The sequence below is a fragment of the Planomonospora sp. ID82291 genome, from assembly GCF_015711645.1.
Taxonomy (GTDB): domain Bacteria; phylum Actinomycetota; class Actinomycetes; order Streptosporangiales; family Streptosporangiaceae; genus Planomonospora.
On record NZ_JABTEX010000003.1, the window covers coordinates 817690 to 841135 of the forward strand.

The following is a 23446-nucleotide window of genomic DNA, read 5'->3' on the forward strand; positions in this document are numbered from 1 at the left end:
CAGGCTACCGGCGCAGGTCGGACCATCTGGAGAACGCGTCCTGCCGGAGCAGCACGGCGAACACGTCCTTCACCGCGTCCTCGTCCGCCCTGCCGTCCCCGGCGGCCTCCCACGCGGCGGTGCAGGCCGCCCGCAGCCCGTCGAGGGGCTCGCCCCCGCCCTCCAGCCGGAATCTCCCCTCGGCCCACCGGGCGGTCCAGCCCGCGCAGGTCCATCCTCCGCCGTCCCGTCGCGGAGCGGTGTACGGCCGGTGCAGCGCCGACAGGTCGGCGGCGACGTAGGTGGGCCGCTGCCGAGGTCCGGCGGTCAGCAGGTCGAGGGGTCCCGCGACGCCGGTCAGCACCAGCAGGCTGTCCACCCCGGCGTTGCGGGCCCCCTCGATGTCGGTGTCGAGCCGGTCTCCGACCACGAGCGGCCGGACGGCACCGGTCCGGATCATCGACTCACGGTGCAGCGGCGGCTCCGGTTTGCCGGCGACGATCGGCTCCACCCCCGTCGCGGTGGCGATCACTCGCGTCATCGCGCCGTTGCCGGGCAGCTCGCCCCGGCCCGTCGGCATGGTCGAGTCCGCATTCGCGGCCACGAACAGGGCGCCCCGCCGTACGGCCAGCACGCCCTCCGACAGCAGGCCGTAGGAGAGGTCGGGCGCGATGCCCTGCACCACCGCCACCGGGTCCTCCAGGGCGGTGCTGACCGGGCGCAGGCCATGGGCGCGCAGCGCGGTGCGCAGCCCCATGCCCCCCACCACCAGGACCGCCGCCCCCGGGCCGACCCGCTCGGCGACCAGCCGCGCCGCCGCCTGGGCCGAGGTGACGACGTCGCCGGGCGTCGCGGGGACGCCGAGCTCGCTCAGATGCCCGGCGATCGCGGCGGGGGTCCGGGAGGCGTTGTTGGTGACGTAGGCGAGCCGTACCCCGCGCGCCCCCGCCTGCCGGAGCGCCTCCGGGGCCCCGGGTACAGCGCGCCGGCCGAGGTACACGACCCCGTCCAGGTCCAGCAGGAGGGTGTCGTACGCGTCGATCAGCGTCTGTGAGTCCACCGGATCATTCCATCATCCGCACCGGCCGTGCTCTCCGGCGGTTCGTTCCCGTCACGCCCGGCGGGCGCGCAGCGTCGCGCGGACGCTCTTCGGTCGGTTCCCGGTCACGCCCGGCGGGCGCGCAGCGTCGCGCGGACGCTCTTCAGCGCCGACACGTAATGCCGCTGGTCGGGCCGCATCGCGACGGCGATGGCCAGCGGCTCCTGGGCGGCCTCCATGTCGCCGGTCCGCCACAGGGCCAGGCCCAGTCCGAAGTAGGCGTAGTCCTCGGTCGGGTTGGCATCGACGATCCGGCGGAAGCTGTCGACGGCCTCGGCGTAGCGCCTGGAGTTGAACTGGGCGCGGGCGAGCGCCTCACGGATGCTCCGCGACCCGGGCTCGGCGTCGGCGGCGCGCTCCAGCAGCGCGGCCGCGGCCGCGGGACTCCCCTCGGCCAGGAGACGCATCCCGCGCTGGAACCATTCGTAGACGCTCCCCGTCGGCATGCCCGCCTCGGGTTCGAGGCCGGAATCGGGGGAATCAGACGGACCACGTCCTTCGACCATTGCCAAGGCCTCCTTCATCGACAGACGACAGATCCGACCGATCTCCCCGATGCGAGCGGAACCACCGCGCCTACAGGGCGACATCCGGACGTTCCAGGCCTTATGGCAGCATGCCCCGTATGGCCAATCCTGAACTGCCGGTGCCCGACGGACTGGTGCTGCGTCCGTTCCGCGGCGTACGGTTCGCGGTCGACGATCTGGCCGAGGTGACCTCTCCGCCCTACGATCTCATCGCGGAGAACGACGTACGCGGGCTTCTCGACGCCCATCCCAACAACGTCGTGCGATTGATCCTTCCCGGAGCCGATCGCCACCGCTACGCCGAGGCCCGCGAGATCCTCCGATCCTGGCTCTCCTCCGGAGTGCTGATCGTCGACGAGACCCCCGCGGTGTACATCTACGAGCAGACCGGCGAGGGAGTGCTCCAGCGGGGAATCATCGGAGACGTGGGACTGGCCGCCCCCGAGCAGCGGGTGATCCTCCCCCACGAGGACGTCATGCCCGGTCCGGTGGCCGACCGCCTCGCCCTCATGCGCACGACCGAGGCCAACCTGGAACCCATCTTCCTGCTCTACGAGGGCCGGGGAGGCGCCGCCACCCGTCTCGTCGACCGGGTCGCCGCCACCCGCCCGCCGCTGACCGAGGCCGAGACGCAGGACGGGCTACGCCACCGGCTCTGGGCCGTGACCGACCCCGCCGAGCTCGCCGAACTCGGCGGTGACCTGCGTGCCCGCAGCGCCCTCATCGCCGACGGCCACCACCGCTACGCCACCTACCGCGCGCTGCAGGCGGAGCGCCGTGCGACCCGCCCCCCGACTCGTGCGACCCGCTCCCCTGAGGAAGATGCTCTCGACCCCTGGGACTTCGGGCTGGCCCTCCTGGTGGACGTCGACGCCTACCCACCGGAGCTGAAGGCCATCCACCGCGTCGTCCCGGGCCTTGCCCTCGACGAGGCCGTGGCCCGGGCGAGAGGTGCCTGGCAGGTGCACGAGCATCCTGACCTGGCCAAGGGTCTCACCGCGCTGGAGGAGACCACCGGCCCCGCCTTCCTGCTCTCCGACGGAGACTCCGCGCACCTGCTCACCGACCCCGACCCCTGCCAGCTCGAGCACGCCATGCCCGCGGACCGGTCCGCCCGGTGGCGCGCACTGAACACCTCGGTCCTCGCGGAGTTCCTGTTGCCGAAGGTCTGGGGGATGCGGGACGACGAGCAGCGCGTGCGCATCGTGCACCACGACCCCGAGGCCGCGGTACGGCTCGCCCGTGAGTGCGGGGGGACCGCCGTGCTGCTGAACCCCCTCAAGGTCGACGACGTGCTCGCCGTCGCCGCACAGGGTGAGCGGGTCCCGCGCAAGTCCACCTCCTTCGGCCCCAAGCCCCGCACCGGCCTGATCCTGCGACTGCTCACCGAACAGCCGTAACCGGTCCGACGCCCCGGCCCGGGGCCTCCGGTGATCGACGCCCGAGCCCATCCTGAGCAGGGGCCTCCGGTGATCGACGTCCGAGCCGCCTCACCGAACGGACTTCGACTTCGTAGCCGGACGCCTTCGCCTCCTCCTTTCCCCACCAGCGGCGGCGCAGGGAACCGACGACCTCGATCATGTCGTCGGGACTCCACCCGGTCGCCGTCTCGACGACGTCGGGCTCGAACGCCACGCACGGGATGGTGTCCACCCGGATGCCGCGCCCCTGCTGCCGCCGCCGGACGATCAACCGCCAGGTGCCGAACCTGGTGCCGTTCTGCAACGACTTGACCTGAACGGGCTCGGGCAGACGGCCGGACAGGACGATCTCATTGCGATCCATCGAATCCTCCTTCGATCTCTGCTGACCGAGGACGACTCTTTACGATGAGAGCTGCGCCGGGATGACCCGAACGTCATTCTGGGGACACCGCTCCCAGTTCTGAGGTGGCCTGTGGACAACATCACCGATCTCGGCGGAGACGTCTACGAGATCGACACGAGAATGGCCGGTTACTCCGGCATAACGGCGGGCTACCTGATCCTGGGTGACCGTCCCTGCTTGGTGGAGACGGGGACGTCCACCTCGGCACCGGTGGTCAGAGACGCCCTGACCTCGCTGGGGGTCGGACCCCGCGATCTCGCGACGGTCGTCGTCACGCACATCCACCTCGACCACGCCGGCGGCGTCGGGGACATCGCCGGGTTCTACCCTGAGGCGGAGATCGTGGTGCACGAGAAAGGTGCCCGGCACCTCGCCGACCCCTCACGGCTCATGGCGAGCGCCCGGATGGTCTGGGGCGACAAGCTGGACGTCCTGTTCGGCGAACTGTCCGCCACGGACGCTTCCCGGATCCGCGCACTCGGCGACAGCGGAGCCGTCGACCTCGGCAACGGACGGACGTTGAACAGCCATTACTCCCCCGGCCACGCCAAGCACCACGTGGGACTGATCGACTCCAGCACCGGCGACCTCTACGTCGGAGACGCCGCAGGCGTCTACCTCCCGCAGACGGGTGACCTGCGTCCCGCCACCCCGCCCCCGGACTTCGACCTGCGGACGGCCCTGGACTCCATCGCACTGTTCGAGGACCTCCGTCCGCAGCGCCTGCTGTTCAGCCACTACGGCCCGGTCGTCGACGTGGCGGAGACGCTCCAGCGCTCGGCGGAGGAACTGCGGATCTGGGTCGACCTGACCCGGCAGGCCCGCTCGGAGGGCATGGACCTCGACCATGCGGTGGCCATGGTCAGGGAGCGCACGCAGGAGCGCTACGCGGCGCTCAAGAGCGACGACGCGACCGCTGAGCAGTTCGAACTGCTCAGCGGCGCCCCGTCCAACGTCGCCGGCATCATGCACTGGCTGGACCGGGTCCAGCCCTGAGGCACCGGATCGGTCGCGGGGGCCGGCCCGCCCCGCCCCCGCGACCGATCAAGGACTACTTCTTCCCGTCCCCGGCGTCCTCCTCGGCATCACGGCCGTCGTCGGCTCCGGTGGAGTCATCGAGGACGTCCCCGAAATCAGGCTCGATGAAGGCCGGCCCGACACCCGTCTCAGGCTTCCGCACGGCTTTCGGCTCCGGGGCGCCCTCTTCACGCGCCCGCTCCCCGACCGCGGGCGGCTCTTCCTCCTCGATCTCGTCGATGACCTGCTCGTCATCCTCATCGAGGTCGTCATCGCCCTCGATCTGCGCGTCCAGCACGCTGAAGCTCTCGAGCCCGGCGTCCGCGCCGTCCCCGGGAGCCTCGTCGAGATCCGCGTCCCCGGCGACGCCGATCCCGGCCTCCTCCGAGTCCGCAGCATCCTCGTCGAGGTCCTCGTCGAGGTCTTCTTCGAGGTCCTCGATGACGGCGCCGGTGAGCTCTGCGTACCGCTCGGCCGCGTCGGTCTCGCCGTCCTCGTCGAAGGCCATCGCACGGCTGAACCACTCCGTGGCCGCGCTTTCGTGCCCCGCGTCCGCCAGGGCATCGGCGTACGCGAAGGCCAACCGGGCCGACCAGGGCTGAGGACGCTCGTCCCGCAGTTCGGGCAGCCGCTGAAGGGTGACGACCGCAGCGTCCTTCTGGCCGAGATCCCGGCGGGCACCGGACTCCACGATGGCCATCTCGATCTTTCCTACCCGGTCGAGGCGCTCGGCCTCCTTCGATCGAGCCAGGTCGAGGGCCCGTTCCGGACGTCCGAGACCGCGTTCGCAGTCCGCCATGATCGGCAGGAACGACTCGGACCCCGTCATCCGGCGAGCAGCGCGCAGATCGCTGAGCGCCTCCGCGAAATGCCCTGCCCGATAGGCGGCGATGCCGACGGCTTCGCGGATCACACCGATCCTGGCGGCGAAACGACGGGCCACCTTGGTGTGCTCGTACGCCTGCTCGGCGTCCTCCTCCCCGAGAGCCCGCTCCGCCGCCACCAGGTGACGGGAGATCAGATCGGCGAGATCAAGGGGAAGGGACCGCAGTTCCTCACGGATCTCCTTGTCGAGTTCTTCCGCAGTGATGTCCGGGGCGAGCGGAGGCAGTTCTTCCCGCTCTCGCGCCGGAGCCTCGTCACCACGTCGCCCTCCTGGCTCCTCACGGCTGTAGCGGCTACGGGAACCGCCTTCGCCGCGGAACCCGCCGTCCCGGTCACCGTACGAACGCGGACCACCCGGACGGTCGTCCCGGTTGAACGGACGACGCTCCCCACCGCGGTCGTCCCGACCGAACGACGGACGATCACCCCGATCCCGCGAACCGTACTGACCCCGCGCCTGATCCCGGTCACCGTACGAACGCTGACCACCCGGACGGTCGTCCCGGTTGAACGGACGACGCTCCCCACCGCGGTCGTCCCGATCCCGGTACCCACCGCCACGAGGCCGATCATCCCGACCGAACGACGGACGATCACCCCGATCCCGCGAACCGTACTGACCCCGCGCCTGATCCCGGTCACCGTACGAACGCTGACCACCCGGACGGTCGTCCCGGTTGAACGGACGACGCTCCCCACCGCGGTCGTCCCGACCCCGGTACCCACCGCCACGAGGCCGATCATCCCGACCGAACGACGGACGATCACCCCGATCCCGCGAACCGTACTGACCCCGCGCCTGATCCCGGTCACCGTACGAACGCTGACCACCCGGACGGTCGTCCCGGTTGAACGGACGACGCTCCCCACCGCGGTCGTCCCGATCCCGGTACCCACCGCCACGAGGCCGATCATCCCGACCGAACGACGGACGATCACCCCGATCCCGCGAACCGTACTGACCCCGCGCCTGATCCCGGTCACCGTACGAACGCTGACCACCCGGACGGTCGTCCCGGTTGAACGGACGACGCTCCCCACCGCGGTCGTCCCGATCCCGGTACCCACCGCCACGAGGCCGATCATCCCGACCGAACGACGGACGATCACCCCGATCCCGCGAACCGTACTGACCCCGCGCCTGATCCCGGTCACCGTACGAACGCTGACCACCCGGACGGTCGTCCCGGTTGAACGGACGACGCTCCCCACCGCGGTCGTCCCGATCCCGGTACCCACCGCCACGAGGCCGATCATCCCGACCGAACGACGGACGATCACCCCGATCCCGCGAACCGTACTGACCCCGCGCCTGATCCCGGTCACCGTACGAACGCTGACCACCCGGACGGTCGTCCCGGTTGAACGGACGACGCTCCCCACCGCGGTCGTCCCGATCCCGGTACCCACCGCCACGAGGCCGATCATCCCGACCGAACGACGGACGATCACCCCGATCCCGCGAACCGTACTGACCCCGCGCCTGATCCCGGTCACCGTACGAACGCTGACCACCCGGACGGTCGTCCCGGTTGAACGGACGACGCTCCCCACCGCGGTCGTCCCGATCCCGGTACCCACCGCCACGAGGCCGATCATCCCGACCGAACGACGGACGATCACCCGCAGGCCGACCACCACGATCACCGTAGGGACGCGGACCACTCTCACGACCGAACGACGGACGATCACCCCGATCCCGCGAACCGTACTGACCCCGCGCCTGATCCCGGTCACCGTACGAACGCTGACCACCCTCGCGGTTGAACGGGCGGTCGCCCCGATCCCGTGAACCATAGGTTCCTTCAGAACGACCCTCTCGGCGCTCCCCATAGCGCGGGCCGTCGCCTGGGCGTCTACCCTGGTTCGCGCGATCGCCGCGATAGCCTCCCTGACCGCCCGATCCGCGGTTCTCGCTCTCCTCGCGGCGGCCCTCGCCGTCACGCCCGTTGTCACTGTTCACTTCTGGTCCATTCGTTTGCTCATTCGGCGAGCGCGTCCCGCCTTGCTGCATGGGACGAATCGTTGTACGGGCGGTCTCCGGCCGCGGGGTGCGCCCCGTTCGCTATCGCTGCCCCGCCCTGTCGTGGTCTGGTGCGACGAAGGCCACCCGCGGTTGGGGGTGGCCCGGCATCTCCAGCCTAGCAAGTCACTCAAAGTCCCCAGACCTTACAGGTCCGGCAGGCGAATTCGATCACCGTCGGCCTCCCGGTCCGTGTCCGAGAGCAGTCCGGAGGCCGGCACGGCACCCCGGACCAGCGGACCCCGCACACCCCACGACACCCCGGGAAAACGGATGACACCCCGAACGACCGGAGAACCCCCCGAAACCGCAGAAAGGGCCGCCCCCACAGGGACGGCCCTCTCCACAAAAATTGTCCGGCGGCGACCTACTCTCCCACACCCTCCCGAGTGCAGTACCATCGGCGCTGAAGAGCTTAACTTCCGGGTTCGGAATGTAACCGGGTGTTTCCCCTTCGCCATAACCGCCGTAACCCCATGAAACACACAAGCAGATGCCTGTTGTCTCAGAATTGCCTAGTGGACGCGAGCAAGAAAAACATGCTTTGAGGTCAAGTCCTCGGCCTATTAGTACCGGTCAGCTCCACACATTACTGCGCTTCCACCTCCGGCCTATCAACCCGGTCGTCTACCGGGAGCCTTACCCCCTCACAGGGTGGGAGACCTCATCTCAAGGCGAGCTTCCCGCTTAGATGCTTTCAGCGGTTATCCCTTCCGAACGTAGCCAACCAGCCGTGCTCCTGGCGGAACAACTGGCACACCAGAGGTTCGTCCGTCCCGGTCCTCTCGTACTAGGGACAGCCCCTTTCAAGTCTCCTGCGCGCGCAGCGGATAGGGACCGAACTGTCTCGCGACGTTCTAAACCCAGCTCGCGTACCGCTTTAATGGGCGAACAGCCCAACCCTTGGGACCTACTCCAGCCCCAGGATGCGACGAGCCGACATCGAGGTGCCAAACCATCCCGTCGATATGGACTCTTGGGGAAGATCAGCCTGTTATCCCCGGGGTACCTTTTAGCCGTTGAGCGACGGCGCTTCCACATGCCACCGCCGGATCACTAGTCCCAGCTTTCGCTCCTGCTCGACCCGTCGGTCTCACAGTCAAGCTCCCTTGTGCACTTACACTCGACACCTGATTGCCAACCAGGCTGAGGGAACCTTTGGGCGCCTCCGTTACCCTTTAGGAGGCAACCGCCCCAGTTAAACTACCCACCAGACACTGTCCCTGATCCGGATCACGGACCGAAGTTAGACGTTCAAAACGACCAGAGTGGTATTTCACCAATGACTCCACCCGAACTAGCGTCCGAGCTTCACCGTCTCCCACCTATCCTACACAAGACGCTCCAAACGCCAATGTCAAGCTGTAGTGAAGGTCCCGGGGTCTTTCCGTCCTGCTGCGCGTAACGAGCATCTTTACTCGTAGTGCAATTTCGCCGGGTCTGCGGTTGAGACAGCGGGGAAGTCGTTACGCCATTCGTGCAGGTCGGAACTTACCCGACAAGGAATTTCGCTACCTTAGGATGGTTATAGTTACCACCGCCGTTTACTGGCGCTTAAGTTCTCAGCGTCGCAGGCTTGCACCCGCTAACCGGTCCCCTTAACGTTCCAGCACCGGGCAGGCGTCAGTCCGTATACATCGTCTTACGACTTCGCACGGACCTGTGTTTTTAGTAAACAGTCGCTTCCCCCTGGCCACTGCGGCCCCCACCAGCTCAGAGCGCAAGACTCGTCACCAGCGAAGGCCCCCCTTCTCCCGAAGTTACGGGGGCAATTTGCCGAGTTCCTTAACCACAGTTCACCCGATCGCCTTGGTATTCTCTACCTGACCACCTGAGTCGGTTTCGGGTACGGGCCGCAACGATGCTCGCTAGAGGCTTTTCTCGGCAGCATAGGATCACCCACTTCGCCACAATCGGCTCGGCATCACGTCTCAAGATACATGAGAGGCGGATTTGCCTACCTCTCTCCCTACACGCTTACCCCAGGACTACCATCGCCTGGGATGGGCTACCTTCCTGCGTCACCCCATCGCTTACCTACTACCAGATCAGGCCAGGCGTTCAGCCTCACCCCCACCCCGAAGGGCAGAAGGGCTTAAGGACCCTTAGTATCACTGGATTCGATATGGGCGCATCACCACGGGTACGGGAATATCAACCCGTTGTCCATCGACTACGCCTGTCGGCCTCGCCTTAGGTCCCGACTTACCCTGGGCGGATTAGCCTGGCCCAGGAACCCTTGGTCATCCGGCGCAGAAGTTTCTCACTTCTGATTCGCTACTCATGCCTGCATTCTCACTCGCACGGCCTCCACAACTCGATCACTCGGCTGCTTCGCCGGCCGCACGACGCTCCCCTACCCATCCACACACCCAGACAGCTCGCGCTGCCAGGCTCAACATGTGAATGCCACGACTTCGGCGGTGCACTTGAGCCCCGCTACATTGTCGGCGCGGAATCACTTGACCAGTGAGCTATTACGCACTCTTTCAAGGATGGCTGCTTCTAAGCCAACCTCCTGGTTGTCACTGCGACTCCACATCCTTTCCCACTTAGCACACGCTTAGGGGCCTTAGTCGGTGGTCTGGGCTGTTTCCCTCTCGAATACGGAGCTTATCCCCCGCAGTCTCACTGCCACGCTCTCACTTACCGGCATTCGGAGTTTGGCTGACGTCAGTAACCTTGTCGGGCCCATCGGCCATCCAGTGCTCTACCTCCGGCAAGAAACACGCAACGCTGCACCTAAATGCATTTCGGGGAGAACCAGCTATCACGGAGTTTGATTGGCCTTTCACCCCTAAACACAGGTCATCCCCCAGGTTTTCAACCCTGGTGGGTTCGGTCCTCCACGCAGTCTTACCCACGCTTCAACCTGCCCATGCCTAGATCACTCCGCTTCGGGTCTACAGCATGCGACTCAAACGCCCTCTTCAGACTCGGTTTCCCTACGGCTCCCCCACACGGGTTAACCTCGCCACACACCATAACTCGCAGGCTCATTCTTCAAAAGGCACGCAGTCACATCACAGCCGCCCGAAGACGGCTACGCTCCTACGGCTTGTAGGCACACGGTTTCAGGTACTATTTCACGACCCCTCACCGGGGTGCTTTTCACCTTTCCCTCACGGTACTAGTGCACTATCGGTCATCAGGGAGTATTTAGGCTTACCAGGTGGTCCTGGCAGATTCACACAGGATTTCTCGGGCCCCGTGCTACTTGGGATCCCCTCCAGCAGTCCAACAGGTTTCGCCTACCCGGCTCTCACGGTCTACGGCGTCCCTTCCCAGAGACTTCGACTACCCACTGGATTTCTCACTGCTCGCGGTCTCGGCAGAAACCGCCAGAAGGTCCCACGACCCCGCACACGCAACGCCTGCCGGCTATCACACGCATACGGTTTAGCCTCATCCGCTTTCGCTCACCACTACTCACGGAATCACATGTTGTTTTCTCTTCCTACGGGTACTGAGATGTTTCACTTCCCCGCGTTACCACCAACCGCCCTATACATTCAGGCGGAGGCAACACCCCATGACGGGTGCTGGGTTTCCCCATTCGGACATCCCCGGATCAACGTCTGGTTGGCGACTCCCCGAGGCTTAACGCAGCCTCCCACGTCCTTCATCGGCTCCTGATGCCAAGGCATCCACCGTGTGCCCTAAAAAACTTGGCCACAAAGATGCTCGCGTCCACTATGCAAATCTCAAACAACAAACAGCCACCGACCCCACCCGCCACCAGACCCTCCCACCCGCACCACCCGAACCACCGAAGCGGTCCAGCCGGCACCTGCGAGCGACAAGCGGTATGACAGAAGATCGGCCCCGTCCGAGGAACACCACGAACCCTCCCACCCCGACCACGTCGAGGCGAGCCGGAACGCGACCTGCCCGCCATCGGCGGGAGCCGCGCCCCACATGGTCCGTTCCCTCAGGACCCAACAGTGTGCTGCAGACCAGCCCCGACCCCCCGACGACCCCGTTCCCACTCCCGACCCCCTCCCGTGAAGAGAGAACGATCAGGCGGTACTGGCGGCCCGGCGACCCGGACTGCTGACTAGCCAGTGCTCCACTAATGAGCGCGCCGAGCGCGGGACACTCGCCCATGACCGCGACATGGACCAGAACCCGGCGAGGTCACCCCCACCCGGACTTCCGACCGGTGCTCCTTAGAAAGGAGGTGATCCAGCCGCACCTTCCGGTACGGCTACCTTGTTACGACTTCGTCCCAATCGCCAGCCCCACCTTCGACCGCTCCCCCCCACAAGTGGGTTGGGCCACGGGCTTCGGGTGTTGCCGACTTTCGTGACGTGACGGGCGGTGTGTACAAGGCCCGGGAACGTATTCACCGCAGCGTTGCTGATCTGCGATTACTAGCGACTCCGACTTCATGGGGTCGAGTTGCAGACCCCAATCCGAACTGAGACCGGCTTTTAGGGATTCGCTCCACCTCACGGTATCGCAACCCTCTGTACCGGCCATTGTAGCATGTTTGCAGCCCAAGACATAAGGGGCATGATGACTTGACGTCATCCCCACCTTCCTCCGAGTTGACCCCGGCAGTCTCCCATGAGTCCCCGGCCGCCCCGAAGGACGCCGCTGGCAACATGGAACAAGGGTTGCGCTCGTTGCGGGACTTAACCCAACATCTCACGACACGAGCTGACGACAGCCATGCACCACCTGTCACCCAGTCCGAAGAGGCCCCCATCTCTGAGGGTTTCCGGGCGATGTCAAGCCTTGGTAAGGTTCTTCGCGTTGCGTCGAATTAAGCAACATGCTCCGCCGCTTGTGCGGGCCCCCGTCAATTCCTTTGAGTTTTAGCCTTGCGGCCGTACTCCCCAGGCGGGGCGCTTAATGCGTTAGCTACGGCGCGGAAACCGTGGAAGGCCCCCACACCTAGCGCCCAACGTTTACAGCGTGGACTACCAGGGTATCTAATCCTGTTCGCTCCCCACGCTTTCGCTCCTCAGCGTCAGGTAAGGCCCAGCAAGCCGCCTTCGCCACCGGTGTTCCTCCTGATATCTGCGCATTTCACCGCTACACCAGGAATTCCGCTTGCCCCTACCTACCTCTAGCCAGCCCGTATCGAATGCAGACCTGGAGTTAAGCCCCAAGCTTTCACATCCGACGCGACAAGCCACCTACGAGCTCTTTACGCCCAATAATTCCGGACAACGCTTGCGCCCTACGTATTACCGCGGCTGCTGGCACGTAGTTAGCCGGCGCTTCTTCTGCAGGTACACGTCACCTTCGTCCCTGCTGAAAGAGGTTTACAACCCGAAGGCCGTCATCCCCCACGCGGCGTCGCTGCGTCAGGCTTCCGCCCATTGCGCAATATTCCCCACTGCTGCCTCCCGTAGGAGTCTGGGCCGTGTCTCAGTCCCAGTGTGGCCGGTCGCCCTCTCAGGCCGGCTACCCGTCGTCGCCTTGGTGAGCCACTACCTCACCAACAAGCTGATAGGCCGCGAGTCCATCCCCGACCGAAAAAACTTTCCACCCGCAGGCCATGCGACCGCGGGTCGTATCCGGTATTAGACCCAGTTTCCCGGGCTTATCCCAGAGTCAGGGGCAGGTTACTCACGTGTTACTCACCCGTTCGCCGCTCGAGTACCCCGAAGGGCCTTTCCGCTCGACTTGCATGTGTTAAGCACGCCGCCAGCGTTCGTCCTGAGCCAGGATCAAACTCTCCAAACAATGTCTGAACAGTTGCATCCCGGCTGAAAGCATCCATGATGGATGATCCAACCAAAGGAATCCGTCCTCCCTGCCGCGACGGCGGGGTGGGACGGGGTTGTGCATCATGCACTGGCTTTTAGCACACTGTTGAGTTCTCAAGAAACGGACGCGTTCACCGTCCGACGGGCCCGGAGGCCGCATCTCGCGAGGCGTTCCACTTCGTTGCGTTCCTATCTTACCGTATCGTCCGTTTCGTGTCAATCCGACCCGATTCGTCCGATCCCGGTTCGACCGGAACCGCCCCGTCTCCGGGGCAACCCCTCTAACTTACCTTGCCATCTGCCTCATGTCCAATCAACCGGTTTTCCGGTGCCACGGACACGGCCGGAGGCCGAGGTTCGTTCGGTGGGGTCTCCCCGAGGCCCGTCCGCCGATCCGGCGTCCGGCCCGCTCTCGGGGCATTGAGAACCTTAGGTCGCCTCCGAAGCATCGTCAAATCCGTGGAATCCTCCGAAACCGCAGGTCAGAGGGATGGCGGGGGAAAGCCCTCCCTCATCGCTACCGGAACGTTACCCCTGGACGGCGAACGCCCCGGCCGGAGCCGGGGCGTTCGCCGTACGAGTCCGAGGGTCAGACGACCTCGACGGCCCCGAACCTCTTGCCGCGGCGCAGGACCAGGTAGCGCCCGTGCAGCAGGTCCTCGGAGGCCGGCACGTAGGCCTCGTCGACGACCTTCACGTTGTTGAGGTACGCACCGCCCTCCTTGACGGCACGTCGGGCCGCGGACTTGGACTCCACCAGTCCGCTCCCCGCCAGGAGGTCGACGAACGGCACCCCGAGCGCGGACACCTCCATCCGCGGCACCTCGGCCAGGGCCGCCCCCAGCGTGTGCGCCGGCAGCTCCTCCAGCGAGCCGCGGCCGAACAGCGCCGCCGACGCCGCGATCACCGCGGCGCACTCGTCCGCACCGTGCAGCAGCGTGGTCAGCTCCTCGGCGAGGGCACGCTGCGCCTCCCGGGCGGCCGGGCGCTCGGCGGCGGCCTTCTCCAGCTCCTCGATCTCCTCACGGGACCTGAAGCTGTAGATCTTGAGGAACTTCACCACGTCGCGGTCGTCGGCGTTCAGCCAGAACTGGTAGAACGCGTACGGCGAGGTCATCTCCGGGTTGAGCCAGACGGCGCCGCCGGCGGTCTTGCCGAACTTGGTGCCGTCCGCCTTGGTGATCAGCGGCACCGTCAGCGCGTGCACGTGGTCGCCGGTCACCCGGCGGACGAGGTCGGTGCCCGCGGTGATGTTGCCCCACTGGTCGCTCCCGCCGATCTGCAGCGCGCAGCCGTGCCGGCGGTACAGCTCCAGGTAGTCGTTGGCCTGCAGGATCTGGTAGCTGAACTCGGTGTAGCTGAGCCCCTCACCGCCCAGCCGGGCGGAGACCGACTCCCGGGCGAGCATGCGGTTCACCGGGAAGTGCTTGCCGACGTCGCGCAGGAAGTCGATGGCGGACATGCCCGCGGTCCAGTCGAGGTTGCTGACCAGGATCCCGCGCGACGCGTCGGAGAAGTCCAGGAACCGCTCCACCTGGACCCTGATGCGCGCCACCCACTCGGCCACGACGTCGGAGGAGTTGAGCGAACGTTCGGTGCTGCGTCCGCTCGGATCGCCGATCAGGCCCGTCGCGCCGCCCACCAGACCGATGGCCCGGTGACCCGCCTTCTGCAGCCGGGCCAAGGTCAGCAGCGGGACCAGGTTGCCGACGTGGAGCGAGGGCGCGGTCGGGTCGAAACCGCAATAGACCGTGATCGGACCCTCGGCCATCGCCGCCCTCAGGGCGTCGATGTCGGTGGACTGCGCGATCAGGCCGCGCCAGGCGAGGTCATCCAGAATGTCGGTCACGATCCTTGCTTTCATGCTCGTGGGGTCATTTACGGCTTCGTCTACAGCCTGCCCGATCCCGGCACCGTTGCGCCACTCGGAACCACCGCGTCGCCACCGCCTCGCCGCGACGCCGGAGCGACCGGACGACGCCCCGGTGGCGCGGTGGTCACCGGGTTCCGCTCCCCGCCGGATCCGCGCTGCCCCGCGGACGGCGCGGGACGTGCCCCCGGTACGGCGAGACGGTCGGATCCCCCTCGATCCAGAAACGCCAGGGCGTCTCCTTGCCCGACGACACGCCGGTGCGCGGTCCCGCCCGGACCTGGCCGGGTCCGGGCGGTTCCCCTTCGAGTACGGCGAGCCGCCCGGAGGGGTCCGGCGTCCCGGCGGAGCAGGCGTCGAGCCCGTTGTGCGCGCGGCCGAAGCCGAGCGCCACCGCCAGCCGGGCAGGACCCCGCGCGAGGTCGCGTCCGGAGACGGCCCGGCCCGCGCCCGCACCCCGGCGGGCCAGCGCCTCTCCCGCTCCCGCGATCACCTCGCCGGCCCGCAGCAGCACGCCCGAGCCCATGCCCTCGGGGAGGCAGACGAGATTGGCGCAGAAGTGCATGCCGTACGTGAAGTAGACGTACAGGTGGCCGGGCGGTCCGAACATCACCGCGTTGCGCGGGGTCGGGCCGCGGTAGGTGTGGGCCGCGGGGTCCTGTCCCGGCAGGCCGTACGCCTCCGCCTCGGTCAGCCGCACCGCGACCGGGCCGTGCACCAGCACCCGGCCCAGCAGGTCGGGTGCGACCTCGTGCGCCGGGCGGTCGAAGAAGTCCCGGGACAGCGGGGCGGATCCGGTGAGCGGGTTCCCGCTGAGCGCACCGGGCACGCCAGAAGAACCGGGCACGTCGACGGCACCGGGTGAACGGGACGCACCGGGCGCGCCCGTCCGGTCGGCTCCGCCGGGCGGACGCCCGCCGGAGCCTCCGCCGCCGGGGGCCGTCAGTCTCCGATCGCCCATGCGGCCTGGCCGTCGACGGCCTCGCGCAAGGCGATGAGCTGGTCGCGGACCCGGTCGGGAGCGGTGCCGCCGTGGGCCTTGCGGGCCGCCAGCGCGCCCGGCACCGACAGGACCTCGCGCGAGTCCGGGGTGAAGTGCGGCGAGACCTTGGCGAGCTCCTCGTCGGTGAGCCCGTCGAGGTCCTTGTCGTTCACCTGGCACCAGACCACCAGGTGGCCGACCGCCTCGTGCGCCTCGCGGAACGGTACCCCCCTGCGGACCAGCAGTTCGGCCAGGTCGGTGGCGAGGGCGAACCCGTCGGGCGCCGAGGCCTCCAGCTTGGCGGTGTTGACCCGCATGGTGGCGACCAGCCCGGCCATGGCGGGCAGGACGAGCAGCAGGGTGTCGACGGAGTCGAAGACCGGCTCCTTGTCCTCCTGCAGGTCCCGGTTGTAGGTCAGCGGCAGGCCCTTGAGCGTCGTCAGCATCGACATCAGGTTGCCGATGAGACGGCCGCTCTTGCCCCGGGCGAGCTCGGCGACGTCCGGGTTCTTCTTCTGCGGCATGATCGACGAGCCGGTGGAGTAGGCGTCGTCCATCTCGATCCAGCGGAACTCCTGCGAGGCCCACAGGACGATCTCCTCGCCCAGCCGCGACAGGTGCGTGCCGATCATCGCCGCGCAGAACAGGAACTCCGCCGCGAAGTCGCGGTCGGCGACCGCGTCCATCGAGTTCGGCGCGGCCGAGTCGAAGCCCAGTTCGGCGGCGACCGCCTGCGGGTCGAGCGGGAGCGACGAGCCGGCCAGCGCGCCGGAGCCGAGCGGGGAGACGGCCGCGCGGCGGTCCCAGTCGCGCAGCCGGTCGATGTCGCGGGCGAAGGCGTGCACGTGCGCGAGCAGCTGGTGGCCGAAGGAGACCGGCTGCGCGTGCTGCAGGTGGGTCATGCCGGGCGCCGCCGTCTCGGCGTGCTCCTCGGCCTGGCTCATCAGCGCGGTCTCCAGCTCGACCAGCCGGGAGACGATGTGCCGGACGTGGTCGCGGAGGTAGAGCCGGAGGTCGGTGGCGACCTGGTCGTTGCGGCTGCGCCCGGCGCGGAGCTTGCCGCCGAGCGTGCCGAGGCGCTCCAGCAGGCCGCGCTCCAGCGCGGTGTGCACGTCCTCGTCCGCCACGGTCGGCCGGAACTCGCCCGCCTTGCAGGCGCGCTCCAGGTCGTCCAGAGCGCCGATCATGCGCTCCAGCTCCTCCGCGGTGAGCAGCCCCGCGCGGTGCAGCACCCGGGCGTGCGCCCGCGAGGCGAGCAGGTCGTACGGCACCAGCCGCCAGTCGAAGTGCACGCTCACCGAGAGCCGGGTCAGCGCGTCGGCCGGACCTCCCTCGAACCGGCCGCCCCACAGCCGCATCGGCTTGCCACCATCAGTCACCGTCTTCTCCCTCCCAGTTCAATCCGCGACCATAGCCCAATCAGGCCTGGCGGGCGTCCCGGGCGGCCGCGATCTTCGAAGGAAGGCTCCACAGCTCGACGAAGCCCCGGGCCAGGGACTGGTCGAAGGTGTCGCCGGTGTCGTAGGTGGCGAGGTTGAAGTCGTACAGGGAGGTCTCGGAGCGCCGGCCGGTGACGGTGGCGCGACCGCCGTGCAGGGTCATCCGGATCTCGCCGGTGACGTGCCGCTGGGCCTCGGCGATGAAGGTGTCGAGGGCCTTCTTGAGCGGGGAGAACCACAGGCCGTCGTAGACGAGCTCGCCCCAGCGCTGGTCCACCGAGCGCTTGAACCGGGCCAGGTCCCGCTCGACGGTGACGTTCTCCAGCTCCATGTGCGCGGTGATCAGCGTGATCGCGCCGGGCGCCTCGTAGACCTCGCGGGACTTGATGCCGACGAGCCGGTCCTCGACCATGTCGAGCCGGCCGACGCCCTGGGCGCCCGCCCGCCGGTTGAGCTCGGAGATGATCTGGAACGGGGTCAGGTGCCGCCCGTCGATCGCCACCGGGACGCCCTCGACGAAGCTGATGATCACCTCGTCGGCCTCGCGGGGCTGGGCGGGGTCGGCGGTGTAGGCGTAGACGTCCTCGGTGGGGCCGTTCCAGATGTCCTCCAGGAAGCCGGTCTCGACGGCGCGGCCCCAGATGTTCTGGTCGATCGAGTACGGGTTCTTCTTGGTGGTCTCGATCGGCAGGTTCCTCTGCTCGGCGTAGGCGATCGCCTTGTCGCGGGTCCACGCGTAGTCGCGGGCGGGGGCGATGACCTTCAGCTCGGGGAAGAGCGCGGCCAGGCCGGCCTCGAAGCGGACCTGGTCGTTGCCCTTGCCGGTGCAGCCGTGCGAGACGTGCGTGCCGCCGAACTGCTTGGCCGCGGCGGCCAGGTGCTTGACGATCAGGGGCCGGGAGAGCGCGGAGACCAGCGGGTAGCGGTCCATGTAGAGGGCGTTGGCCTGCAGCGCGGGCACGCAGAAGTCGGCGGCGAACTCCTCGCGGGCGTCGACGACGACGGACTCGACGGCTCCGCAGTCGATGGCCCGCTTGCGGATGACCTCCATGTCCTCGCCGCCCTGGCCGACGTCGACGGCCACGGCGATGACCTCGGCGCCGGTCTTCTCGGCGAGGAACGGGATGGCGACGGAGGTGTCGAGGCCGCCGGAGAAGGCGAGTACGACCCGGTCAGTCATGGTTGTGCTCTCTTTCGGGAGAAGTCTGCTGGGTGGTTCGGACGGCTGGGGCGGCCCGCCGGAGGCGGGCTAACTACGTCGGTCGGCCAGGCGCAGCAGCGCCTCGGCGACCGACGTCCCGCCCATCGGGTCGCGGCTGATCACGAGGATCGTGTCGTCCCCGGCCACGGTGCCGAGGATGGACTCCCAACCGGCGTGGTCGATGGCGGAGGCGAGGAACTGCGCGGCGCCCGGCGGGGTGCGGACGATCACCAGGTTGGCGGACGCGTCGGCGGCGACGAGGAGTTCCTCGGCCAGGCGGCCGAGCCTGGCCGCCGGGGACTCGCCGCCGGTGCCCAGCCGGTGCAGCGGGATCCGGCCGCCGCCCTCGCCCGGCAGGGCGTAGACCAGGGAGCCGTCCTCGGCGCGCAGCTTCAGCGCGCCGAGTTCGTCCAGGTCGCGGGAGAGCGTGGCCTGGGTGACCTCGACCCCGCTCTCGGCCAGGAGCCTGGCGAGCTCCGGCTGGGAGCGCACCGTCCGCCGCTCCAGCAGCTCGGTGATGCGCGCCTGGCGGGCCACCTTGGTCATGGGGATGGTCATGCGGAGGCCTCGTCGAGGATCGCGGGGAGCGCGGCGGTGAAGGCCGCGGCCTGCTCGGAGGTGATGACCAGCGGGGGCGCGAGCCGTACCGCGTCGGGCTGCAGGGCGTTGACCAGGAAGCCGGCGCGCTGCGCGGCCTGCTGGACCTGGGCGGCGCGGTCGGCGGTGAGCACGAGCGCCAGCCACAGGCCCCGGCCGCGCACGCCGCCGAGCAGCGGGTGGCCGACCGCGGCGAGGCCGGCGGCGAATGCGGCGCCGACCGTGCGGACGTGCTCCAGCAGGCCGTCGGCTTCGATCGTGTCGAGCACGGCGAGCGCGGCGGCGGAGGAGACGGGGTTGCCGCCGAAGGTGGAGCCGTGGTCGCCCTTGGCGAAGACCGTGGCGGCGGGGCCGAAGCCGACGCAGGCGCCGATCGGCAGGCCGCCGCCGAGGCCCTTGGCCAGGGTGAGGACGTCGGGCAGGACGCCTTCGTGCTGGTGGGCGAACCAGTGGCCGGTCCGGCCGATCGCGGACTGGATCTCGTCGGCCACCAGCAGGGCCCCGGCCGCGGTGCAGATCTCCCGGGCGGCGGCGAAGTAGCCGTCCGGCGGGGGCACGACCCCGGCCTCGCCCTGGGTGGGCTCCAGGAAGACGGCGGCGCACTCGTCGGTGACGGCGTTCTTCAGCGCGTCGGCGTCGCCGTACGGGACGAAGCGGACCTCGACCGGGAAGGGGCCGAACTGGTCGCGGATGGCGGCCTTGCCGGTCAGCGACAGGGCGCCGACGGTCCGGCCGTGGAAGCCGTTCTCGGCGGCCACGAAGTAGGTCCGGCCGTTGGCCTTGCCGTACTTGAGGGCCAGTTTGAAGGCGCACTCGTTGGCCTCGGTGCCGGAGTTGGCGAAGAACACCCGGCCCCCGCCGCCGAGCAGGCCGAGCAGGCGCTCGGCGAGCAGCACCTCGGGCTCGTGCAGGAACAGGTTGCTGGTGTGCGCGATCGTGGCGACCTGCGCCGAGACGGCCGCGACCAGCGCGGGGTGGGCGTGGCCGAGGGAGCTGACCGCGATGCCGCCGATCAGGTCCAGGTAGGCGTTGCCGTCGGCGTCCCACACCGTGCAGCCCTCGCCGCGCGCCAGCGCCAGGGGGGGCACGCCGTAGGTGGGCATGAACGCCGCTTCGAACCGCTCGCGCAGGCTCATGTGTCGCTCCCGTTCAGTCGGATGGTGGCGGTCAGCCTGCGCTTGACCAGGTTCGGCACGACCACCGCCCCGGCGGTGTCCGGCACCACCATCGTCCCGACGCCCTGGTCGGTGAAGATCTCCAGCAGGATCGCGTGGGGCGCCCGCCCGTCGAGCACGTGGGCCTGGGGCACGCCCCCCCGCACGGCGGCCAGGCAGGCCTCCATCTTGGGCACCATGCCGCTGGACAGGCCCGGCAGGAGCTCGTCCAGTTCCGTGGCGGTGAGCCGGTCGATCACCTCGTCGCTCTCGGGCCAGTTGCGGTAGAGGCCCTCGACGTCGGTGAGGACGACCAGTTTGGAGGCCTGGAGCGCCACGGCCAGGGCGGCGGCGGCCGTGTCGGCGTTGACGTTGTAGACGGTGCCGTCCTCGCCGCGGGCGACCGAGGAGACCACGGGGATGCGGCCGTCGTCCAGCAGCGCCTGCACGGCTCCGGCCTCGACCCGGACGATGTCGCCGACCTGGCCGATGTCCACCCGCTCGCCCTCGACGACGGCGTGCTTGCGCACGGCGGTGAACAGGTGGGCGTCCTCGCCGGACATGCCGATGGCGAACGGGCCGTGCCGGTTGATCAGGCCGACCACGTCGCGGTTGACCTGGCCGACCAGGACCATGCGGACGACCTGCATGGCCTCGGGGGTGGTGACCCGGAGCCCGGCGGTGAAGGTGGACTCGATGCCCAGCCGGTCGAGGTGGGCGTTGATCTGGGGGCCGCCGCCGTGCACGATGACGGGCTTGAGCCCGGCGTAGCGCAGGAAGACCACGTCGTCGGCGAACTTCTCCCGCAGGTGCTCCTCGGTCATCGCGTTGCCGCCGTACTTGATGACGACGGTCGCGCCGTGGAAGCGGGCCAGCCAGGGCAGCGCCTCGATCAGCGTGGTGGCCTTGGACAGGGCGTCGGAGGTCCTCATGAGGAGTACGCGGAGTTCTCGTGGACGTAGGCGGCGGTCAGGTCCGTGGTGTGCACGGTCGCCGAGTGGGGTCCGGCCGACAGGTCGATGGTGATCGTCACGTCGCGGGGGCGCAGGTCCACCTTGGAGCGGTCGTCCCCGGCGGCGCCGCCCCGGCAGATCCAGATGCCGTTGATGGCGACGTTGAGCCGCTCGGTCGCGAAGACCGCGTCGGTCGTGCCGACCGCCGAGATCACCCGGCCCCAGTTGGGGTCCTCGCCGTGGATGGCGCACTTGAAGAGATTCGAGCGGGCGACGGCACGGCCGACCGTGACCGCGTCGTCCTCGGAGGCGGCGCCGACGACCTCGATGGCGATGGCCTTGGTGGCGCCCTCGGCGTCCACCAGGAGCTGGCGGGCGAGGTCGGCGCAGACGGCGCGGACCAGCTCGGCGAACTCGGCGGGGTCGGGGACGACGCCGGAGGCGCCGCTGGCCAGCAGCAGCACGGTGTCGTTGGTGGACATGCAGCCGTCGGTGTCGAGCCGGTCGAAGGTGAGCCGGGTCGCCTCGCGGAGCACCGCGTCGAGCTGCTCGGCGGCGACCTCGGCGTCGGTGGTGATCACGCAGAGCATGGTGGCCAGGCCCGGGGCGAGCATGCCGGCGCCCTTGGCCATGCCGCCGACCGTGTAACCGCCGTCGGCACGCCGGAAGGAGATCTTGGAGACGGTGTCGGTGGTGCGGATGGCGTCGGCGGCGGCCAGGCCGCCGTCCCGGCTGAGCTGGGTGACGGCGGTGTCCACACCGCCCAGGAGCGCGTCCATCGGGAGCCGCTCGCCGATCAGGCCGGTGGAGCAGACGGCGACCTCTCCGGCGGAGTCGCCCAGCGCCGCGGCGACCTTCTCCGCGGTGGCGTGGGTGTCCTGGAAGCCGAGCGGTCCGGTGCAGGCGTTGGCGCCGCCGGAGTTGAGGACGACCGCGTGCACGCGGCCCCCGGACAGGACCTGCTCCGACCAGAGCACGGGGGCGGCCTTCACCCGGTTGGCGGTGAAGACGCCGGCCGCCGCGCGGGAGGGGCCGTCGTTGACGATCAGGGCCAGGTCGCGGGCGCCGCCGGACTTGATGCCGGCGGCGATGCCCGCGGCCCGGAAGCCGAGGGGGGCGGTCACGCTCATGGGGCGACTCCGTTGAGGGGAAGGCCGAGCTCTTCGGACAGGCCGAGCGCGAGGTTGGCGCTCTGCACGGCGCCTCCCGCCGTGCCCTTGGTGAGGTTGTCGATGGCGATGACGGCGACGACGCGGCCGGCGCGCTCGTCCAGGGCGACCTGGAGGGCGGCGGTGTTGGCGCCGAGGGTCATCGAGGTGGCGGGCCAGCGCCCCTCGGGCAGCAGCCGCAGGAAGGGCTCGGCCTTGACGGCGGCCTCGTAGGCCTCGCGCAGGGCCGGCGCGGACAGGCCGGGCGCGGCGGGGGCCGTGCAGGTGGCGAGGATGCCGCGGCTCATCGGGGCCAGCATCGGGGTGAAGGAGACCGTCACCGGCCGGCCCGCGACGGCGCCGAGGTTCTGCTCCATCTCGGGGGTGTGCCGGTGGACGCCGCCGACGCCGTAGGCGCTGACCGAGCCCATCACCTCGCTGCCCAGCAGGTGCGGCTTGAGCGACCTGCCCGCGCCGCTGGTGCCGGTGGCGGCCACCACCACCACGTCGGGCGCGGCGAGGCCGGCGGCCAGGGCGGGGAACATCGCCAGGGTGACGGCCGTGGGGTAGCAGCCGGGGACGGCGATCCTGCGCGCCCCGCGGAGCCGCTCGCGCTGGCCGGGCAGCTCGGGCAGGCCGTACGGCCAGGTGCCGGCGTGGGCGCCGCCGTAGAAGTGCTCCCAGGCGGCGGGGTCGGCGAGGCGGAAGTCGGCGCCGCAGTCGACGACCAGGGTCTCGTCGCCGAGCTGCTCGGCGACGGCGGCGGACCGGCCGTGCGGGAGGGCGAGGAAGACGAGGTCGTGACCGGCGAGGGTCTCGGCGGTGGTGTCCAGCAGGATCCGGTCGGCCAGCGGGGCCAGGTGGGGCTGGTGCGCGCCGAGCGCGGTGCCGGCGCTGGATCCGGCGGTCAGCGCGCCGATCTCGATCTCGGGATGGGCGAGCAGCAGGCGCAGGAGCTCGCCTCCGGCATAGCCGCTGGCACCGGCGATCGCCGCTCTCATCCCGCTCCCCGCTCTCTGCATGTT

The 23446-nt window shown here is 68.9% G+C and carries 16 protein-coding genes and 3 rRNA genes; 2 read left to right on the forward strand and 17 right to left on the reverse strand.

Annotated elements, in window-relative coordinates:
• Nucleotides 1-4 precede the first annotated feature (4 nt).
• Nucleotides 5-1039, reverse strand: a complete 1035-nt coding sequence (locus HS045_RS22875; RefSeq protein WP_196453465.1) for an HAD-IIA family hydrolase — start codon at nucleotides 1037-1039, stop codon at nucleotides 5-7.
• 104 nt (nucleotides 1040-1143) lie between these two features.
• A complete protein-coding gene (locus HS045_RS22880) occupies nucleotides 1144-1584 on the reverse strand; it encodes a M48 family metallopeptidase (protein WP_196453466.1) in 441 nt (146 codons plus the stop codon).
• A 110-nt stretch (nucleotides 1585-1694) separates the two neighbouring features.
• On the opposite strand from HS045_RS22880, the gene HS045_RS22885 reads away from it, so the two are divergent.
• Nucleotides 1695-3005 (forward strand): DUF1015 domain-containing protein, encoded by a 1311-nt coding sequence (locus HS045_RS22885; RefSeq protein ID WP_196453467.1) that lies wholly within the window; start codon nucleotides 1695-1697, stop codon nucleotides 3003-3005.
• Here HS045_RS22885 and HS045_RS22890 read toward each other — a convergent pair.
• Complete coding sequence (locus HS045_RS22890; protein WP_196453468.1) at nucleotides 2989-3390, reverse strand: single-stranded DNA-binding protein; 402 nt, start codon at nucleotides 3388-3390, stop codon at nucleotides 2989-2991. The two genes, HS045_RS22885 and HS045_RS22890, sit on opposite strands and share 17 nt — an antisense overlap.
• A 111-nt stretch (nucleotides 3391-3501) precedes the next feature.
• On the opposite strand from HS045_RS22890, the gene HS045_RS22895 reads away from it, so the two are divergent.
• Nucleotides 3502-4428 carry an MBL fold metallo-hydrolase gene (locus HS045_RS22895; RefSeq protein ID WP_196453469.1) on the forward strand — a complete coding sequence of 309 codons (927 nt, stop codon included), beginning with the start codon at nucleotides 3502-3504 and terminating at the stop codon, nucleotides 4426-4428.
• Between the two features lie 55 nt (nucleotides 4429-4483).
• Here HS045_RS22895 and HS045_RS22900 read toward each other — a convergent pair whose 3' ends face one another.
• From HS045_RS22900 to argC, 14 genes are all read right to left on the reverse strand, one after another.
• Nucleotides 4484-5452, reverse strand: coding sequence for a hypothetical protein (locus tag HS045_RS22900; protein WP_307827653.1), 969 nt, complete (start codon nucleotides 5450-5452; stop codon nucleotides 4484-4486).
• 14 nt (nucleotides 5453-5466) lie between these two features.
• Nucleotides 5467-7290 carry a hypothetical protein gene (locus tag HS045_RS22905; RefSeq protein WP_196453856.1) on the reverse strand — a complete coding sequence of 608 codons (1824 nt, stop codon included), beginning with the start codon at nucleotides 7288-7290 and terminating at the stop codon, nucleotides 5467-5469.
• 421 nt (nucleotides 7291-7711) lie between these two features.
• A 5S ribosomal RNA gene (rrf, locus tag HS045_RS22910) occupies nucleotides 7712-7828 on the reverse strand.
• Nucleotides 7829-7903: 75 nt separating this feature from the next.
• A 23S ribosomal RNA gene (locus HS045_RS22915) occupies nucleotides 7904-11031 on the reverse strand.
• 499 nt (nucleotides 11032-11530) lie between these two features.
• Nucleotides 11531-13054 (reverse strand): 16S ribosomal RNA (locus HS045_RS22920).
• The 16S, 23S and 5S rRNA genes sit together here, the layout of an rRNA operon.
• A gap of 612 nt (nucleotides 13055-13666) precedes the next feature.
• Entirely contained in the window at nucleotides 13667-14926 is a 1260-nt protein-coding gene (gene tyrS / locus HS045_RS22925) for a tyrosine--tRNA ligase (protein ID WP_196453470.1), read from the reverse strand.
• Nucleotides 14927-15074: 148 nt separating this feature from the next.
• A complete protein-coding gene (locus tag HS045_RS22930) occupies nucleotides 15075-15794 on the reverse strand; it encodes a DNA-3-methyladenine glycosylase (protein WP_307827654.1) in 720 nt (239 codons plus the stop codon).
• A gap of 95 nt (nucleotides 15795-15889) precedes the next feature.
• Nucleotides 15890-17287: an argininosuccinate lyase gene (gene argH, locus HS045_RS22935; RefSeq protein WP_230884736.1), complete on the reverse strand. Its 1398-nt coding sequence runs from the start codon at nucleotides 17285-17287 to the stop codon at nucleotides 15890-15892.
• Nucleotides 17288-17348: 61 nt separating this feature from the next.
• Nucleotides 17349-18548: an argininosuccinate synthase gene (locus tag HS045_RS22940; RefSeq protein WP_196453473.1), complete on the reverse strand. Its 1200-nt coding sequence runs from the start codon at nucleotides 18546-18548 to the stop codon at nucleotides 17349-17351.
• A gap of 69 nt (nucleotides 18549-18617) precedes the next feature.
• Nucleotides 18618-19127 carry an arginine repressor gene (locus HS045_RS22945; protein WP_196453474.1) on the reverse strand — a complete coding sequence of 170 codons (510 nt, stop codon included), beginning with the start codon at nucleotides 19125-19127 and terminating at the stop codon, nucleotides 18618-18620.
• Nucleotides 19124-20302: an acetylornithine transaminase gene (locus HS045_RS22950; protein WP_196453475.1), complete on the reverse strand. Its 1179-nt coding sequence runs from the start codon at nucleotides 20300-20302 to the stop codon at nucleotides 19124-19126. The genes HS045_RS22945 and HS045_RS22950 overlap by 4 nt, the downstream gene beginning before the upstream one ends.
• Complete coding sequence (gene argB, locus HS045_RS22955; RefSeq protein ID WP_196453476.1) at nucleotides 20299-21252, reverse strand: acetylglutamate kinase; 954 nt, start codon at nucleotides 21250-21252, stop codon at nucleotides 20299-20301. Before argB ends, HS045_RS22950 begins: the two co-directional genes overlap by 4 nt.
• Complete coding sequence (argJ, locus tag HS045_RS22960; RefSeq protein WP_196453477.1) at nucleotides 21249-22403, reverse strand: bifunctional glutamate N-acetyltransferase/amino-acid acetyltransferase ArgJ; 1155 nt, start codon at nucleotides 22401-22403, stop codon at nucleotides 21249-21251. The genes argB and argJ overlap by 4 nt, the downstream gene beginning before the upstream one ends.
• Nucleotides 22400-23443 (reverse strand): N-acetyl-gamma-glutamyl-phosphate reductase, encoded by a 1044-nt coding sequence (argC, locus tag HS045_RS22965; RefSeq protein WP_374191411.1) that lies wholly within the window; start codon nucleotides 23441-23443, stop codon nucleotides 22400-22402. Before argC ends, argJ begins: the two co-directional genes overlap by 4 nt.
• Nucleotides 23444-23446 lie beyond the last annotated feature (3 nt).

Bases quoted from the DNA above. Each gene is read 5' to 3' on its own strand.
- HS045_RS22880 (WP_196453466.1), bottom strand. From the start codon at position 1,584: ATGGTCGAAGGACGTGGTCCGTCTGATTCCCCCGATTCCGGCCTCGAA.
- argJ (WP_196453477.1), bottom strand. From the start codon at position 22,403: ATGAGCGTGACCGCCCCCCTCGGCTTCCGGGCCGCGGGCATCGCCGCC.
- HS045_RS22945 (WP_196453474.1), bottom strand. From the start codon at position 19,127: ATGACCATCCCCATGACCAAGGTGGCCCGCCAGGCGCGCATCACCGAG.
- argH (WP_230884736.1), bottom strand. From the start codon at position 17,287: ATGCGGCTGTGGGGCGGCCGGTTCGAGGGAGGTCCGGCCGACGCGCTG.
- HS045_RS22885 (WP_196453467.1), top strand. From the start codon at position 1,695: ATGCCCCGTATGGCCAATCCTGAACTGCCGGTGCCCGACGGACTGGTG.
- argB (WP_196453476.1), bottom strand. From the start codon at position 21,252: ATGAGGACCTCCGACGCCCTGTCCAAGGCCACCACGCTGATCGAGGCG.
- argC (WP_374191411.1), bottom strand. From the start codon at position 23,443: ATGCAGAGAGCGGGGAGCGGGATGAGAGCGGCGATCGCCGGTGCCAGC.
- HS045_RS22940 (WP_196453473.1), bottom strand. From the start codon at position 18,548: ATGACTGACCGGGTCGTACTCGCCTTCTCCGGCGGCCTCGACACCTCC.
- HS045_RS22950 (WP_196453475.1), bottom strand. From the start codon at position 20,302: ATGAGCCTGCGCGAGCGGTTCGAAGCGGCGTTCATGCCCACCTACGGC.
- HS045_RS22890 (WP_196453468.1), bottom strand. From the start codon at position 3,390: ATGGATCGCAATGAGATCGTCCTGTCCGGCCGTCTGCCCGAGCCCGTT.